The following is a 15,875-nucleotide window of genomic DNA, read 5'->3' as shown; positions in this document are numbered from 1 at the left end:
GGCCCGCCACATCTGGGGACGGGTGCCGGGCTGTGTCACGCCAGCGCAACCGTCGAGCCCGAGAGCCACGCCAGCGTGACATTGGCCCAGGCAACGGCTCCCAGAGCCCGCCACGACGCACGCTGCGGGCGCAGACAGTCAGGGTTCAGGAGGGCAGAGCGTCCAGCTGGCGCAATGCGACGACCAACAGGCCGACGAGACCGGCGGTGGCGAGGCCCGCCACGCCATACAGACACCAGGCCGCCACATTGCTTCCGGTGGCCATGAGATAGGTGGCCAGGCCGACGGCTGCAGTTCCCAGGCCGATGGCGCAGACGACAGAGAGGGTAAATCGCAGCCATAACGCCTCGACCGCCGCGGCGGCCGCGCCGGTGCCGGCGGTGTAGCGACTCATCGCGGGCGGTGCGGCCCGGTAGCTACCACCGATCGGGCGTGGTGACCGAGCCGGCGGCTGGGGTCTGCGACCGGGCTGGGGGTGGTCCGCCTGGGCTCGCGCCCGCAGCAGCAATGGCACGGCCCCGGCGATCACCACGACCGACAAGCCCATCACGGTGTAGAGCACCCATGGAGTGTCAGCACTCTCTACGCCCTGCGGATGACTGCGGCCCAGATCCACCAGCGCGACGACAGCGGCCACCCCAGCACCCAGTGCAGCGAGCCATACCGCGGCGCACGCGCCCAGCAAAACTCGGTCGGTGTTGTCGAGTTCGCTGATCGGCCGGGACATCAGCAGGCAGTCTGTGCGGAGTTGTTGGCGTTCGACGACAGCACGGTTCCATCGCTGGCAGTGATCGAGCAGTTCAGCCTGCTGACCAGGAACAAGCTGGACGCCTCGACAGATCCGACGTCCGAGTTGGAGATCGGGGTCATCGTGAAGGTCCACGGGATGTACACATTGCGCAGGGTGCGCCGGTTCCCGTTGCCGTCGACGTAGGTGATCGTGATGATGTCACCCGGTGCCTTGGTACCCGTCACCGAATAGGTGACCTGACGGGGCCCGGCATGCGTCGTCGTGGTGGTCGGCGGTGCCGCCGGGGTGCTGGGAGCCGGGGGCGGCGCCTCACTGGGCGGTGCCGGGGCAGGCGGCGGCGGCTCGGTGACCGTCACGGTCTCCGGTGGTGGCGGAGGCGGCGCCTCCGATGTCGGAGGGGGCGGTGGCGGCGCCGGAGGCGGAGTCGTCGTGGTGATCTCGTCCTGCACCGGCGGCGCCGACGAGGTGGTACTCGGCTGCGGGGTCGCCAGGTTGGTGGTGTCTTCGTCCCGGGTCACCAATACGGCCACAGACGCGACCAGGGCGACGGCTGCGATGATGGCCGTAACGCCGACCACCCAGGGCCAGCGCGGCGGCGGGGCGGTGTCGACCAGCTCGGTAGCCGAGTCGTAGTCGTCGTAGTCGTAGAGCGCCACATCGGCCGGCACGTATGGCCCACTGGTGAACTGCTCCGACTCTGGCGCGGAATACGCCTGCGAGTAGAACTCCGTCTCGCCGCCGTCCGCGTCGGCGCCGGTCACCTGAGTCGGCTCCTCGGGTGCAGAGTGTTTTCCGGGTTGATCCGGCAAATCAGAACCGGAGGCACCCGGTTCCGGGGGATTCGGCCCGCTCATCTACGCCTATCCTTCTCGACAACTTCACTGCCACGCGGAGCGAACGAGGACGTTCGCTGGTGACAGTGCCCCGGCAACATTACCGAACGAGATGATGCCGGCGGGTCTGGCGCTGCCGGTGGCAGATGAAGTTACGGCCCGATTGTGACCTTGGGCAAGGTCACAATCGGCACGTTCCGACGGATCAGTGCTTCTCAGGACCCCAGTAGTACTCGAAGACCAGGCCGCTGACAGCCAGCAGCACGAAGCAGACGCCTGCCACGATCAGCCAGGGAAGCCACAGGGCAGCGCCCACAGCAGCGACCGAGAAGGACAGCGCGATCAGGATCGGCCACCAGCTGTGCGGCGAGTAGAAGCCCAGTTCCCCAGCGCCGTCGCTGATCTCGGCGTCCTCGTAGTCCTCCGGGCGGGTGTCGAGACGACGCGCCACGAAGCGGAAGAACGTTCCGGTGATCAGGGTCAGGCCGGTGGTGAGAACGAGCGCGGTGGTACCGGCCCACTCGACACCGCCGTTGGCGAACATCGCCGTCAACACGCCGTAAACCACCGCCGACAAGGCGAAGAACGCCGTGAGGATCTCGAACAGTCGAGCTTCAATATGCATTGCGTGTAGCCCCTACTTGCTCGCCTGCGGTGCCTGCTCACCGCGTCGGGTGTCGAACGGGTGCGTGGTGATGGCCAGCGGCTCCTGGTTGATGGCCGCCAACGCCTCGGCATTGGTCTTGCCGGCGTTGCGCTGATCGATGTAGGCCTTGAAGTCGTTGGGCTCAACGACCCGGACCTCGAAGTTCATCATCGAGTGGTAGGTCCCGCACATCTCGGTGCAGCGCCCCACGAACGCGCCGGTCTGCTCGATCTTGCTGACCTGGAAGATGTGATCCGAGTGGTTGGCCACCGGATCGGGCATCACGTCGCGCTTGAAGAGGAATTCGGGAACCCAGAATCCGTGGATCACGTCCGCGGAGTTGAGCTGGAACTCGATGCGCTTGCCCACCGGGAGCACCAGCACCGGAATCTCGGTGGAGCTGCCCAGCGTCTCGATCTTGTCGAAGTTCAGGTAGGTGCGATCTTCGGGGTTCAAGCCGCGCACCGCGCCGACGCGCTCATGTCCGTGCGCGTCCTCGCCCTCCGGCTTGGACGTCATCGCGGCCTTGCGTTCTTCATCGGCCCCGTTGTAATCGAATGAGCCGTCGGCAAAATCGATCTTCTGGTAGCCGAACTTCCAGTTCCACTGGAAGGCGGTCACGTCGATGACGACCTCAGGGTTCGGATCCTTGTGCAGCATCCGTTCCTGGACCACGACGGTGAAGTAGAACAGCACCGAGATGATGAGGAACGGGATGACCGTCAGCACCAGCTCCAGCGGCATGTTGTAGCCGAACTGGCGCGGCAGCTCGGTATCGCCCTTCTTCTTCCGGTGGAAGGCACTCGACCAGAAGATCAGGGCCCACACGATGGCGCCCACCACGAACGACGCAATCACCGAGCCGATCCATAGCTCTCGGTTGAGTTTGCCCTCCGGGGTGATCCCGGTCGGCCAGCCGAGCGCGAGTGCGTCCTGCCAGCTGCAGCCGCTCAGCAAGAGTGCCGAGCCACCCAGGACAATGGTCAACAACGCCGCTCGGGCCACCGCCTTAAGCCCGCGAGGTGTCACGTTGGCGCCTCCTAGATCGGTATTTCGCGACCGCGACCGGTCGTTGTTTTGCGAATACTACGCAGCGTAGACCACGCCGGTCCACGCGAGCGAAGCGACTCGGGAATGCGGTTGCGAAGGCCCTGCAGCGACGGGCGCGACCCCCCGGGTGGTGGTCTCGGCGAACCGCCGGATCAGACATACTGGCGCGGTGTGCGGACTGCTCGCGTTGGTAACTGACCCCTCCGAATCCTCCCAGGCTGAGGCCTCTGCTGAAGCCGGATCGCGGCTGGTCGACGCGGTGGCGGGAGCCTCCCACCTGATGCGTCACCGGGGCCCGGACGAGCCGGGCACATGGGCCGATACGAGTGGCGAGGGCACTGTGGTGCTCGGCTTCAACCGGCTGTCGATCATCGATATCGCGCACAGTCACCAGCCGTTGCGGTGGGGGCCTGCCGATGCGCCGGACCGTTACGCGCTCGTCTTCAACGGCGAGATCTACAACTATCTGGAGTTGCGCGAGCAGTTGCGGGCGGAGTTCGGTGCGGTATTTCACACCGACGGGGACGGCGAGGCCATCGTCGCCGCCTACCACCACTGGGGTGCCGACGCGCTGCATCGACTGCGCGGAATGTTCGCGTTCGCGGTGTGGGACACCGTGGAGCGTGAATTGTTCTGCGCCAGGGACCCGTTCGGCATCAAGCCGCTGTTCATGGCCACCGGGCCGGGTGGCACCGCGGTGGGCAGTGAGAAGAAGTGCCTGCTCGACCTGGCCGACGTTCTCGGGCTGGACCTGGGCATCGACGATCGGGCGGTACAGCACTACACGGTGCTGCAGTACGTGCCCGAACCAGAGACGTTGCATCGCGGCATCCGGCGCTTGGAGTCGGGCAGCTACGCGCGGCTCAAGCCCGGCGGCCGCCCCGAGGTGACGCGCTACTTCGTCCCGAAGTTCACCCCGGTGCCGTTCCTCAAGGATGCCGAGCAGTCCCGCTACGACGAGATCACCGCCGCCCTCGAGGATTCCGTCGCCAAGCACATGCGCGCGGATGTGACGGTGGGCGCGTTCCTGTCCGGCGGTATCGACTCGACGGCTACCGCGGCGCTGGCGATGCGGCACAATCCGCGGCTGATCACGTTCACCACCGGCTTCGAGCGGGAGGGCTTCTCCGAGGTGGACGTGGCCGTCGCGTCCGCCGAGGCCATCGGCGCCCGGCATGTCACCAAGGTGGTCAGCCAGGCGGAGTTCGTCGAGGCGCTGCCGGAAATCGTCTGGTACCTGGACGAACCGGTGGCCGACCCGGCCCTGGTGCCGCTGTTCTTCATCGCCCGCGAGGCCCGCAAGCACGTCAAGGTGGTGCTGTCCGGCGAGGGTGCCGACGAGTTGTTCGGCGGGTACACGATCTACCGGGAGCCGTTGTCGCTGCGGCCGTTCGACTATCTCCCCCGGCCGGTGCGCAAGTCGCTGGGTAAGGCATCCAAGCCGCTGCCGGAGGGCATGCGCGGCAAGAGCCTGCTGCATCGCGGTTCGCTGACGCTGGAAGAGCGCTACTACGGCAATGCCCGCAGCTTCTCCGATGATCAGCTGCGGGCGGTCCTGCCGGGCTTCCGGCCGGAGTGGACCCACACCGACGTCACCGCACCGGTGTACGCCGCATCCCAGGGCTGGGATCCGGTGGCCCGGATGCAGCACATCGATCTGTTCACCTGGCTGCGCGGTGACATCTTGGTCAAGGCGGACAAGATCACCATGGCCAACTCATTGGAGCTGCGGGTTCCGTTCCTGGACCCCGAGGTGTTCGCGGTGGCGTCCAAGCTGCCCGTCGATCAGAAGATCACCCGCTCGACGACCAAGTACGCGCTGCGGCGTGCGCTCGAGCCGATCATTCCGGCGCACGTGCTGAACCGGCCGAAGCTGGGCTTTCCGGTGCCCATCCGGCACTGGCTGCGCGCCGGTGAGCTGATGGACTGGGCCTACTCGATGACGGCATCCTCGGGTGCCGGCGAGTACGTCGATCTGGGCGCGGTCCGCACCATGCTCGACGAGCACCGCAACGGCGTCAGCGATCACAGTCGCAGGCTGTGGACCGTGCTGATCTTCATGCTGTGGCACGCCATCTTCGTCGAGCACAGCGTGACCCCGCAGATCTCCGAGCCCCACTACCCGGTGCAGCTCTGAGCCGAGCAGGCTCAGAGCTGCGGCCGGGTCTCAGGCCAGCGCCTGGCCGATCTCGGCGCCGGCCTCGGGGCCGTAGGCGTCGGTGAGGCGCTGCACGGCCTCGGCCGCATCCCAGGTCCATTCCTGCGGACCCGTCGACTCCAGGACCAGTACCGCGACCAGCGAGGCCAGCTGGGCGGAGCGCTCGAGGTTCAGTCCCGCGCTGCGTCCGGTGAGGAAGCCGGCCCGGAAGGCGTCGCCGATGCCGGTCGGGTCGGCCTGGAGCTTCTCCGGGACGACGTCGACGTGCACAAAGGTGCCGTCCGAGCTGACCAGGTCGACGCCCTTGGCGCCGAGTGTGGTGACGCGCATGCCGATCTGGCTCATCACCTGAGCCTCACTCCACTCGGACTTCTGCAGCAGCAGGTCCCACTCGTAGTCGTTGGTGAACAGGTAGGCGGCGCCGTTGATGAGCTTGCGGATCTCCTCACCGGAAAGCCGGGCCAGCTGCTGAGAGGGGTCGGCGGCGAACGGCAGACCGAGCTTGCGGCACTCCTCGGTGTGCAGGAACATCGCTTCCGGATCGTTGGCGCCGATGATCACCAGTTCCGGGGCGCCGACCCGGGCCACCAGATCGGCCAGCGAGATGTTGCGTGCCTCCGACATGGCTCCGGGGTAGAACGACGCGATCTGGGCCATGTCCTCGTCGGTGGTGCAGACGAAGCGTGCGGTGTAGGCGCTCGCGGAGATCAGCACGCTGCCGCAGTCGACATTGGCGCCTTCGAGCCAGGTGCGGTAGTCGTCGAAATCCTGACCCGCTGCGCCGACCAGCGCGACGTCGCCGCCGAGGATGCCGATCGCGAAGGCCATGTTGCCCGCGACGCCCCCGCGGTGGATCACCAGATCGTCGACCAGGAAGCTCAGCGACACCTTCTGCAGGTGGTCGGCCAGCAGTTGCTCGGAGAATTTGCCCGGGAACCGCATCAGGTGGTCGGTCGCGATGGATCCGGTAACTGCGATGGTCACGTGGTGTCACCCCTCATTTCGTTAAGTCGGCTACATAACAGTACCCGGGCGGCCCATCGGCGATCGGCGCGCGCCGTCGCACTTCGCGGGTTGCGCTAACCTGCGTATAACCGTATTCCCGGTCACCGTAGACGGCTGACCAACTTCCAGATCACGCGGGGAGCGCCATTTAATGACTGGTTCCTACCAGTACCCCGAGCAGACTCCGCCTCAGCCGTATCCCGAGCAGGTGTCGTCCGCCCCGTCCGCCTATCCAGGGACGCTGCCGCCGCCGGTGCCCTACCCGACCCGCCGGCGCTGGCCCAAGATCCTGGCGGCGACGTTGGCGGTGGTGGCGCTGGTGGGCGTGTTGACCGCAGTGCTGGTGGCCGGCCGCCGTGGTCCGGCCGCACCGATGGTGCTCTCGGACGCCCGGGCCCAGGCCGCGGTCCAGGAGTACCTCAACGCCCTGCTGGACGGGGATCACGAGACCGTCGCGCGGCACACCTTGTGCGGGTTGTACGACGGGGTCAAGGAGCGCAAGGCGGATCTGGCGGTGGCGGGCTTGGCCAGCGACGCATTCCAGAAGCAGTTCAGCCAGGTCGAGGTGACCGGCATCGACGCGAACGTGCCGTGGTCCACCACACAGGCTCAAGTGCTGTTCACCATGCGCGTCGCACCGGCCAGTGGGTCCGCACGCGGACAGCGCCCCATCAGTGACGAACAACAGGGCGTGGCACAGCTACTGGTGAAAAGAGACGGAAACGGCGAGCAGGTCCTGGTGTGCTCGTACGTGCTGCGCACCGGCGGTCAGTACTGACCGCCGGCGGTCAGCTCACGTCAGTTGAAGGAATCGCCGCAGGCGCAGGAACCGGTGGCGTTCGGGTTGTCGATCGTGAAGCCCTGCTTCTCGATCGAGTCGACGAAATCGATGGTGGCGCCTTGTACGTACGGCGCGCTCATCCGGTCCACGGTCAGCTTGACGCCGCCGAATTCGGCGGTGAGGTCGCCGTCGAGGGCACGGTCGTCGAAGAACAGGTTGTAGCGCAGGCCGGCGCAGCCACCGGGCTGGACCGCGATACGCAGTGCGAGGTCGTCGCGACCTTCCTGGTCCAGCAGCGCCTTCGCCTTCGTCGCAGCAGCGTCGGACAGGGTCACACCGTGGGTTTCGGTGGTGGCGTCCTGAACAGTCATAGCTCTCCCTAAAGCGTCCCTGGGCATCAAGACGCGTGGACGTACCGCGCGTCTACTACTTCAACGGTACCTTGTTCCGGCGCTATTCCCGACTTGTCCACAGGCCGGGGCGTGTGGCCAGGCCACCTTCGGCGGGCAGTAACCTGGCTGGCGTGAAGCTGCTGGGCCGTAAGAAGGACAACGAAGGCGAACCCGCCGGCACCGACCAAGTCGAGAAGGGTGCCGCGGACGCCGCGCCGACGGACGCCGGCGGTGCCACCGCGGGCACCGCCCCCAAGGGCAGGCCCACCCCCAAACGCAGCGAGGCCACCAAGCGGCGCGGCCCGGTCGCCCCCGCGCCCCTGACCGCGGCCGAGGCTCGTCAGCGCCGCAAGGAGTTGCGCGGGCCGAAGCTTTCCAAGGAAGAGCGCAAGATCGAGCGGCTCTCCCGCCGAGCCGACATGGCTGATCGCCGCGAGAAGATGATGGCCGGCGAGGAGTCCTACCTGCTGCCCCGCGACAAGGGTCCGGTTCGCCGGTATGTCCGCGACATCGTGGACTCGCGCCGCAACGTGCTGGGCCTGTTCATGCCGGCTGCCCTGGCGATGATCTTCTTCATGTTGGCGCTGCCGTCGCTGAAGTTCCAGCAGATCCTGTCCTACGCGATGCTGATCCTGGTGGTCGTCATGCTGATCGACGGGTTCATCGTCGGCCGCAAGGTGAACCACATGGTGGATGACAAGTTCCCCGACAACACCGAAAGCGGTTGGAAGCTAGGGCTTTACGCGGCCAGCCGGGCGTCGCAGCTGCGCCGGATGCGCGCGCCGCGGCCGATGGTCGAGCGCGGCGCCAAGATCTCTTGATGCCGCGTCAGGCGGGGTGAGCGGTGCGCACTCTGGTGCTCGGTGGGATCCGCTCCGGGAAATCGCAGTGGGCCGAGGCGGCCGTGGCGGCCGCTGCCGGGGAGAGCGCTCCCGTGCGATATCTGGCCACCGGGCCCGCCGCCGACAGCGATCCGGCCTGGACTCGGCGCGTTGATGCGCATCGGACTCGTCGGCCCGCGCACTGGCACACCGTGGAGACCTGTGATCTTGTGGGGGCCCTGGCCACGGATCCGCACGCAACCGACACCGCAACATTCGTCGACGACATCGGCGGCTGGCTGACGGCAACCATGGACCGCCTCGGCGCCTGGTCCGGCGCACCCGTGGTTTCCGAGGTCGACGCGCTCGTGGAGGCGGTGGATGCGTTCACCGCTCCCCTGGTCCTCGTCAGTCCCGAGGTCGGGCTGACCGTGGTCCCCGCCACCGAGGCGGGGCGGCGGTTCGCCGACGAACTCGGCACCGTCAACCAGCGCCTGGCCGCGGTGTGCGACCGCGTGGTGCTGGTGGTGGCCGGCCAACCGCTCACGGTGAAGGAGCCGTCATGACCGAATTCGACGCGGACTTCGCCCCGGTCGCCGCACCGGATGCCGATGTCGCCGCCGCGGCACGGGCCCGCCAGGCGCTGCTCACCAAACCGCCCGGCTCACTGGGGCGCCTCGAGGAGCTCTCGGTATGGGCGGCCGCATGTCAGGGCGTGTGCCCGCCGCGGCCGCTCACCCGGGCGCGGGTGGTGGTCTTCGCCGCCGACCACGGGGTCACCGCAGCCGGGGTGTCGGCGTTCCCGTCCGCGGTGACCGGCCAGATGGTGGCCAACTTCGACGCCGGCGGCGCGGCGATCAACGTGCTGGCCGAGGTGGCCGGGGCCACCGTGCGGGTGGCCGACATCGCCGTCGACTGCGACGAACCACTGTCCCCCGCGATCGGCGCGCACAAGGTGCGCCGCAGCTCGGGCAACATCGCGATCGAGGATGCGCTGAGCGAAGAGGACGCGGCCGCCGCCGTGGCTGCGGGACGCCGGATCGTCGACGAGGAGGTCGACGCCGGCGCCGATCTGCTCATCGCAGGCGATATGGGAATTGGAAACACCACGGCGGCAACGACATTGGTAGCCGCGCTGACCGGCACCGAACCCGTCGTGGTGGTCGGCCGCGGAACCGGCATCGACGATCTCGGTTGGCGGCGCAAAACCGGTGCGGTGCGTGACGCGCTGTACCGGGCGCGCACCGTGACGCGGGACCCGCTGGGCCTTTTGCGGGTGTGCGGCGGCGCAGACCTGGCCGCCATGGCCGGGTTCCTGGCGCAGGCCGCGCTGCGGCGCACCCCGGTGCTGCTGGACGGCCTGGTGGTGACGGCGGCGGCCCTGGTGGCCGAGGAGCTGGCACCAGGTGCGCGGGCCTGGTGGCAGGCCGGTCACCGGTCGACGGAACCGGCGCACAGCCTGGCGCTGTCACACCTGGGGCTGGAGCCGATCGTCGACCTGGGCATGCGCCTGGGCGAGGGCACCGGCGCCGCAGTGGCGTTGCCGATCGTGCAAGCCGCTATCGCCACACTGGCCTCGATGGCCACGTTCGCTGAAGCCGCAGTGGCCGGACTGCCCGAATCAACACCGTGATCGGCGCACTTGGCGGGGCGTTCGCGTTCGGCACCGTTCTGCCGGTTCGAACGTCCGCCGGTGTCGGGCGAGGTGCCCTCGCGGCCTTGCCGGTGGTCGGGCTGGCGCTCGGCGCGCTGGCCGCGGCGGTGGTGGCCGGTGGCCAGTGGGCATTCGGCACCGAGAACGCACTGCCCGGCCTGCTGGCGGTCGCCGTCCTGCTGTTGGCCACCCGCGGGCTGCACATCGACGGGTTCTGCGACACGGTCGACGCACTGGGCTGTTACGGCCCACCGGAGCGAGCTTTGGCGGTCATGCGCGACGGCTCGGCGGGACCGTTCGGCGTCGCTGCGGTGATCGTCGTGATCGGTTGCCAGACAATGGCATTCACCCGACTCGACACGGTGGCCATCGTCGTCGCCGTCGCGGCGGGCCGCGTCGCGGCGGTAGTCGCCTGCCGACGTTCGGTGCCGGCGGCGGCCGGCAGCGCGCTGGGCGGTGCCGTCGCGGGCACCCAACCGGCGACCATCGTGGTGGCGTGGGTGATCGCAGTCGCCACCCTGGCCGCGTGGGCGGGACCTCCGATGTGGCAGGGCCCGGTCGTGATGGTGATCGCGGTGGGGTGTTCGGCGCTGCTGGTCGCTCACTGCGTGCGACGGTTCGGCGGCATCACCGGCGACGTGCTCGGTGCCTCCGTCGAGGTGACGACGACGATCGTCGCACTCGGCATGGCGATCGGCTGACTCGTCACGGCCCTGCCCGCCCGCAGCGTCGCGCCCTCCGCGAGTGTCACGCCAGCCGGGTTGTCCGGGTTTCCTGGGCAACCCGGCTGGCGTGACAAAGCGGGCGCGGCAAAGCAGACACGAGGTCCGCAACGGGTCAGTGCAGCTAGTTGAGCCGAGCCATCCAGCCGTGGGTGTCGGCGAAGGTGCCGCGTTGGATCCCGGTCAGGGTGTCACGCAGGGCCATGGTGATCTCCCCCGGTTGCCCGTCGGCGATGGTGAACTCACCCTCACGGTGCTTGACGTGGGACACCGGGGTGATCACCGCAGCGGTGCCGCATGCGAACACCTCGGTGATCTCGCCCGCTGCGGCCTTCTTCTGCCATTCATCGACGTCGATCTTGCGTTCCTCGACTGCGAAACCGGCATCGGTGGCCAACTGCAACAACGAATCTCGCGTGATGCCCGGCAACAGCGAACCGGACAGCTCGGGCGTGACGAGGCGGGCCGAGCCTCCGCTGCCGAAGACGAAGAACAGGTTCATCCCGCCCATCTCTTCGACGTAGCGGCGCTCGAGGGCGTCCAGCCACACCACCTGATCGCAGCCGTTGTCGGCGGCCTCGGCCTGTGCGAGCAGCGAGGCCGCGTAGTTCCCGCCGAACTTGGCCGCACCGGTGCCGCCCGGAGATGCACGCACGTACTCGTGCGACAACCACACGCTGACCGGCTTGATGCCGCCCTTGAAGTACGCCCCCGCCGGGGAGCCGATCACCAGGTAGCGGTACTCGTTGGCCGGACGCACGCCCAGGCCGGGCTCGGTGGCGATCACGAACGGCCGCAGGTAAAGCGATTCCTCACCGCCGGCCGCGGGCACCCACTTCTCGTCGACGGCGATGAGCTCGCGCAGCGACTCGACGAACACGTCCTCGCCAAGCTCCGGAATGGCCAGACGCCGCGACGACGCACGCAACCGCTGCGCGTTGGACTCGGGCCGGAACGACACGATCGAGCCGTCGGCCCAACGGTAGGCCTTGAGCCCTTCGAACACTTCCTGCGCATAGTGCAGCACGATGGCCGAGGGATCGAGCTCGATCGGCCCGTACGGGATCACCCGCGCGTCGTGCCAGCCATGCCCGGCGGTGTAGTCGATGGCCACCATGTGGTCGGTGTGGTACTTGCCGAATCCGGGGTTGGCCAGAATGGACTCGCGTACCTCATCGGTCGCCGGATTCGCATTGGCTGAAACCGTGAACTCGAGATGGCCGCTAGTCATGCAGCGATTGTATCGCCCGAGGCTAGCGTGTTTTCGGGGCCACGAATGGCGGCTTGACCACCTCGCATTCGACGGCACGCCCGCGCACGTCCACGCTCACCCGCTGTCCGTCGGCGATGTCGTGGGCGGTGTCGATGAGCGCCAGTGCGATACCGACTTTCAGTGAGGGCGAGAACGTTCCCGACGTCGTGGTGCCGATTTGGGTGTCCCCGTCGAGCACAGCGAGATCGGCGCGCAGGACACCGCGGCCGACGGCCTTGAGGCCACGCAGCACTCGGGTCGGGCCGGCTTGCTTCTCTGCCAGCAGCGCGTCGCGTCCCCAGAACGCGTCCTTCTTCCACCCGATCGCCCACCCGCAACGAGCCTGCAGTGGCGAGATGTCGAGGGACAGCTCGTGGCCGTGCAGCGGATAGCCCATCTCGGTGCGCAGGGTGTCACGGGCGCCCAGACCCGCGGGTTCGCCGCCGGCGGCACGCACGCCCGTCACCAGCGCGTCGAAAACCTCACCGGCGCGGTCCCAGGCCGGCAGCAGCTCGTAGCCGTGCTCGCCGGTGTAACCGGTGCGGCACACCCGCACGAACACGCCGTTGTATTCGGCATCGGCGTAACCCATGTAATCCATCTCGGTGGGCAGCCCCAACGACTCCAGTACCTCGGCGGATTTGGGCCCCTGTACCGCCAGCACCGCATACGAGCGGTGCTCGTCGGTGATGGTCAGCCCATCGGGGGCGTGCTTCTTCAGTTCCGCGACGACGGCCGCCGTGTTCGCGGCGTTGGGCACCAGGAAGATCTCGTCGTCGGAGACGTAGTAGGCGATCAGGTCGTCGATAACTCCCGCCACGCCTCCTTCGTCTTTGCAGCACAGGGTGTACTGAGCCTTGCCCGGCCCGATTCGATTCAGGTCGTTGGTGAGGGCGGAGTTGACGTAGGCCGCCGCACCCGGACCCTTGACCAGTGCTTTTCCGAGGTGGCTGACGTCGAACAGGCCGACGGTCTCGCGGGTGGCGTTGTGTTCGGAGACGGTCCCGGCGTAGGACACGGGCATCAGCCATCCACCGAATTCGGCGAAACTGGCCCCCAGTTCGCGGTGGCGGTCTTCCAGCGGTCCGTGCAGCAGATCGTCAGTCACGGGCCAACCATAATCTGAACGCCTGAACTTCAAGCCTGATCGCCCCACCGACTGCACACTGGTCTGGTGGTCGATTTCGATGCACTGGCTGCCGCCGGGATCGCTGACGCACGACAGCGCGCCCCGCTGATCGAGTATCTCGACGACTTGGGTTTCACCGCCGAGCAGATGATCGAGGCCGAGTCCCGCGGCCGCTTGTTCGGGCTGGCCGGGGATGTGCTGCAGTGGTCGGGGCCGCCGGAATACTGTCTGGCCGATGTGGCCACTGAGCTCGATGTCCCGCTCCATGATGTTCAGCGGGCGTGGGCCGCGCTGGGCCTGACGGTGGCGGGCTGCGAGGTGAAGACCCTGAGCCGCGCCGATCTGGAGACCCTGCGCACCTGGGCGGAATTGCGTGTGCTGGTCGGCGATGTCGAGGCCACCGGTCTGCTGCGCGTGATCGGTTCGGGGATGGCTCGCCTGGCCGAAGCCCTGTCGTCGATGAGCCGGGCCGGAACACCTGAAATCCAGCTCAACGTCACCCATGACGAGCTCGCCACCGCCAAGGCATACCGGGTGGCCGCGGGATTCATTCCCCGCATCGGCTCGATGGTCGATGCCGTGCACCGCCACCACGTGATGAGCGCGCGCAGCTACTTCGAGCAGGTGATCCACGACGGATCGTCGAATGCGGTGTGCGGCATCGGGTTTGCTGATCTGTCGGGGTTCACCGCGCTCACGCAGATGCTGACCACCACCGAGCTGTCGGCTTTGCTCAACGAGTTCAGCGCCACCAGCACCGAAATCGTGCACGCCGCCGACTGCCGCGTGGTCAAGTTCATCGGAGACGCCATCATGTGGGTCGGCTCCGAACCCGCTGAACTGCTACAGGTCGCCGTGGACCTGGTGACTCACCCCCGGGCAGCCGAGACCAACCTGCAGGTGCGGGCGGGGCTCGATTTCGGCGAGGTGCTGGCGATCGGCGGCGACTACTTCGGCAATCCGGTCAACCGCGCGGCCCGCCTGGTCGCCGCGGCCGAACCCAGCCAGATCCTGGTGTCCGAGCCGCTGTGTGAGCTCCTCACCGGGCGGGCGTTCACTGCGGCTCGCACGCTGACACTGAAGGGTTTCACCGCACCGGTGACGGCGTATCCGCTGCGTCTGCCGTGAGCCTCGGCGGCCTGACTAGGGTAGGCGGGGTGAGCCCCGCAAATCCCGGTTACCAGGTTCCCAACGTCACCGTCAGCGCGTCGCTGCCCAAGCGCAAGAGCGAGGCCGTGCTGATCGTTCCCGTGGTCAGCGGGCCGGATGACGATTCGACCGCCGCCGTTGTCGGCAACCCGTTCCTCGATGCCGAGGCGGTCGGTGAAATCGAGGTGGCACTCGCCGCGCTCGGTGCCAAGGGCGGCACCGACCAGGTCACCAGGGTGCTCGCGCCGTCACTGCCGGTCGCCAGTGTGCTGGCCGTCGGCCTCGGCAAACCCCGCGACGAGTGGCCTGCCGACGTGATCCGCCGTGCCGCCGGTACGGCAGCACGGTCGTTGAACGGCACCGAGACGGCTGTCACTACGTTGTCCGACATCGATCTGGAAGCCGCCGTCGAGGGCCTGATCCTGGGCTCCTACCGCTTCAACGACTTCCGCAGCGCCAAGACCGCACCCAAAGACGCCGGCCTCACCGCGATCGTGGCCCTGACGGCCGACACCAAGGCGGCGACGAAGAACCAGGCTCAGCGCGCGGCGGACATCGCCTCGGCGGTCGCCACTGCCCGGGACTTCGTGAACACCCCGCCCAGCCACCTGTTTCCCGACGAATTCGCCAAGCGCGCAAAGGCTTTGGGTGAGACCGCCGGACTTGAGGTCGAGGTGCTCGATGACAAGGCCCTGACCAAGGCCGGTTACGGCGGGATCGTCGGGGTGGGCAAGGGATCCTCGCGACCGCCGCGTCTGGTGCGATTGGTGCACCGTGGCACGGGCAAGAAGCCCAAGCGCGTCGCACTGGTCGGCAAGGGCATCACATTCGACACCGGCGGCATCTCGATCAAGCCTGCCGCCAACATGCATCACATGACCTCGGACATGGGTGGAGCGGCGGCGGTGATCGCGACCGTGGTGCTGGCCGCCAAGCAGAATCTTCCGATCGAGGTGATCGCGACCGTGCCGATGGCCGAGAACATGCCCTCGGCGACCGCGCAGCGTCCGGGCGACGTGCTGACCCAGTACGGCGGGATCACCGTCGAGGTGCTCAACACCGACGCCGAGGGCCGGCTGATCCTGGCCGACGCGATCGTACGGGCCTGCGAGGACGAGCCGGACTATCTGATCGAGACGTCGACGCTGACCGGTGCGCAGACCGTCGCTCTCGGTGCCCGCACACCTGGTGTCATGGGAAGTGACGAGTTCCGCGACCGGGTCGCGACGCTGTCACAGGCCGTCGGTGAAAACGGTTGGGCCATGCCGCTTCCCGAGGAGCTCAAGGACGATCTGAAGTCGACGGTGGCCGATCTGGCCAACGTCAGCGGGTCGCGCTATGCCGGGATGCTGGTGGCCGGGACGTATCTGCGCGAGTTCGTCGCAGACGGGGTCGAATGGACACACATCGACATCGCTGCACCGGCCTACAACACCGGCGGCCCATGGGGTTACACACCCAAGGGCGGCACCGGCGTGCCGACCCGCACGATGTTCGCGGTCCTGGAGGACATCGCCGCGAACGGCTGATCA

General features: G+C 67.8%; 16 protein-coding genes. 8 read left to right on the top strand and 8 right to left on the bottom strand.

Features of this window, described 5'->3' with window-relative positions:
* Nucleotides 1–145: 145 nt before the first annotated feature.
* From E0T84_RS06540 to E0T84_RS06525, 4 genes are all read right to left on the bottom strand, one after another.
* Nucleotides 146–727 (bottom strand): DUF2561 family protein, encoded by a 582-nt coding sequence (locus tag E0T84_RS06540; RefSeq protein ID WP_070943325.1) that lies wholly within the window; start codon nucleotides 725–727, stop codon nucleotides 146–148.
* Nucleotides 727–1,605, bottom strand: a complete 879-nt coding sequence (locus tag E0T84_RS06535; protein WP_070185327.1) for an MmpS family transport accessory protein — start codon at nucleotides 1,603–1,605, stop codon at nucleotides 727–729. Before E0T84_RS06535 ends, E0T84_RS06540 begins: the two co-directional genes overlap by 1 nt.
* A gap of 184 nt (nucleotides 1,606–1,789) precedes the next feature.
* A complete protein-coding gene (locus E0T84_RS06530) occupies nucleotides 1,790–2,209 on the bottom strand; it encodes a cytochrome c oxidase subunit 4 (RefSeq protein WP_070185328.1) in 420 nt (139 codons plus the stop codon).
* 12 nt (nucleotides 2,210–2,221) lie between these two features.
* On the bottom strand, nucleotides 2,222–3,259 hold the full coding sequence (locus E0T84_RS06525) for a cytochrome c oxidase subunit II (RefSeq protein WP_070185329.1): 1,038 nt from the start codon (nucleotides 3,257–3,259) through the stop codon (nucleotides 2,222–2,224).
* A gap of 190 nt (nucleotides 3,260–3,449) precedes the next feature.
* Here E0T84_RS06525 and asnB point away from each other — a divergent pair, with 190 nt between their 5' ends.
* The gene (gene asnB / locus E0T84_RS06520) at nucleotides 3,450–5,417 is read left to right on the top strand and encodes an asparagine synthase (glutamine-hydrolyzing) (protein ID WP_138744073.1); all 1,968 of its coding nucleotides are present in this window, start codon (nucleotides 3,450–3,452) and stop codon (nucleotides 5,415–5,417) included.
* A gap of 30 nt (nucleotides 5,418–5,447) precedes the next feature.
* Here the strand turns inward: asnB and E0T84_RS06515 are convergent, their stop codons facing one another.
* Nucleotides 5,448–6,422: a carbohydrate kinase family protein gene (locus E0T84_RS06515; RefSeq protein ID WP_138744072.1), complete on the bottom strand. Its 975-nt coding sequence runs from the start codon at nucleotides 6,420–6,422 to the stop codon at nucleotides 5,448–5,450.
* A 172-nt stretch (nucleotides 6,423–6,594) separates the two neighbouring features.
* Here E0T84_RS06515 and E0T84_RS06510 point away from each other — a divergent pair, with 172 nt between their 5' ends.
* Complete coding sequence (locus tag E0T84_RS06510) at nucleotides 6,595–7,221, top strand: hypothetical protein (protein WP_138744071.1); 627 nt, start codon at nucleotides 6,595–6,597, stop codon at nucleotides 7,219–7,221.
* Nucleotides 7,222–7,241: 20 nt separating this feature from the next.
* Here the strand turns inward: E0T84_RS06510 and E0T84_RS06505 are convergent, their stop codons facing one another.
* Entirely contained in the window at nucleotides 7,242–7,595 is a 354-nt protein-coding gene (locus tag E0T84_RS06505) for an iron-sulfur cluster assembly accessory protein (RefSeq protein WP_070185333.1), read from the bottom strand.
* A gap of 152 nt (nucleotides 7,596–7,747) precedes the next feature.
* On the opposite strand from E0T84_RS06505, the gene E0T84_RS06500 reads away from it, so the two are divergent.
* The 4 genes from E0T84_RS06500 to E0T84_RS06485 are packed head-to-tail and all read left to right on the top strand — an operon-like array spanning nucleotide 7,748 to nucleotide 10,792.
* Nucleotides 7,748–8,437, top strand: coding sequence for a DUF3043 domain-containing protein (locus E0T84_RS06500; RefSeq protein WP_070943329.1), 690 nt, complete (start codon nucleotides 7,748–7,750; stop codon nucleotides 8,435–8,437).
* A 23-nt stretch (nucleotides 8,438–8,460) separates the two neighbouring features.
* The gene (locus E0T84_RS06495; RefSeq protein ID WP_138744070.1) at nucleotides 8,461–9,003 is read left to right on the top strand and encodes a bifunctional adenosylcobinamide kinase/adenosylcobinamide-phosphate guanylyltransferase; all 543 of its coding nucleotides are present in this window, start codon (nucleotides 8,461–8,463) and stop codon (nucleotides 9,001–9,003) included.
* Entirely contained in the window at nucleotides 9,000–10,070 is a 1,071-nt protein-coding gene (cobT, locus tag E0T84_RS06490; RefSeq protein WP_138744069.1) for a nicotinate-nucleotide--dimethylbenzimidazole phosphoribosyltransferase, read from the top strand. The genes E0T84_RS06495 and cobT overlap by 4 nt, the downstream gene beginning before the upstream one ends.
* A complete protein-coding gene (locus tag E0T84_RS06485; RefSeq protein ID WP_070943332.1) occupies nucleotides 10,067–10,792 on the top strand; it encodes an adenosylcobinamide-GDP ribazoletransferase in 726 nt (241 codons plus the stop codon). The genes cobT and E0T84_RS06485 overlap by 4 nt, the downstream gene beginning before the upstream one ends.
* 145 nt (nucleotides 10,793–10,937) lie before the next feature.
* Here E0T84_RS06485 and E0T84_RS06480 read toward each other — a convergent pair whose 3' ends face one another.
* On the bottom strand, nucleotides 10,938–12,044 hold the full coding sequence (locus E0T84_RS06480; protein WP_070943333.1) for a branched-chain amino acid aminotransferase: 1,107 nt from the start codon (nucleotides 12,042–12,044) through the stop codon (nucleotides 10,938–10,940).
* Nucleotides 12,045–12,066: 22 nt separating this feature from the next.
* A complete protein-coding gene (gene gcvT / locus E0T84_RS06475; RefSeq protein WP_138744068.1) occupies nucleotides 12,067–13,173 on the bottom strand; it encodes a glycine cleavage system aminomethyltransferase GcvT in 1,107 nt (368 codons plus the stop codon).
* Between the two features lie 66 nt (nucleotides 13,174–13,239).
* Between gcvT and E0T84_RS06470 the strand changes: the two genes are divergently transcribed.
* Together E0T84_RS06470 and E0T84_RS06465 are read left to right on the top strand one after the other, a co-directional pair.
* Nucleotides 13,240–14,322 (top strand): adenylate/guanylate cyclase domain-containing protein, encoded by a 1,083-nt coding sequence (locus E0T84_RS06470; protein ID WP_138744067.1) that lies wholly within the window; start codon nucleotides 13,240–13,242, stop codon nucleotides 14,320–14,322.
* Between the two features lie 29 nt (nucleotides 14,323–14,351).
* Nucleotides 14,352–15,872: a leucyl aminopeptidase gene (locus tag E0T84_RS06465; protein ID WP_070943336.1), complete on the top strand. Its 1,521-nt coding sequence runs from the start codon at nucleotides 14,352–14,354 to the stop codon at nucleotides 15,870–15,872.
* Nucleotides 15,873–15,875: the final 3 nt, after the last annotated feature.

The sequence above is a fragment of the Mycobacterium sp. DBP42 genome (assembly GCF_005924235.1).
In the GTDB taxonomy this organism is placed as follows: Bacteria; Actinomycetota; Actinomycetes; order Mycobacteriales; family Mycobacteriaceae; genus Mycobacterium; species Mycobacterium syngnathidarum.
The sequence above is the reverse complement of the archived record's forward strand: the minus strand, read 5'-3'. Positions and strand labels throughout refer to the sequence as shown.

Excerpts from the sequence above, each read along its gene's own strand:
- E0T84_RS06540 (WP_070943325.1), bottom strand. The coding sequence starts at position 727 with ATGTCCCGGCCGATCAGCGAACTCGACAACACCGACCGAGTTTTGCTG.
- E0T84_RS06535 (WP_070185327.1), bottom strand. The coding sequence starts at position 1,605 with ATGAGCGGGCCGAATCCCCCGGAACCGGGTGCCTCCGGTTCTGATTTG.
- E0T84_RS06530 (WP_070185328.1), bottom strand. The coding sequence starts at position 2,209 with ATGCATATTGAAGCTCGACTGTTCGAGATCCTCACGGCGTTCTTCGCC.
- E0T84_RS06510 (WP_138744071.1), top strand. The coding sequence starts at position 6,595 with ATGACTGGTTCCTACCAGTACCCCGAGCAGACTCCGCCTCAGCCGTAT.
- E0T84_RS06505 (WP_070185333.1), bottom strand. The coding sequence starts at position 7,595 with ATGACTGTTCAGGACGCCACCACCGAAACCCACGGTGTGACCCTGTCC.
- cobT (WP_138744069.1), top strand. The coding sequence starts at position 9,000 with ATGACCGAATTCGACGCGGACTTCGCCCCGGTCGCCGCACCGGATGCC.
- E0T84_RS06480 (WP_070943333.1), bottom strand. The coding sequence starts at position 12,044 with ATGACTAGCGGCCATCTCGAGTTCACGGTTTCAGCCAATGCGAATCCG.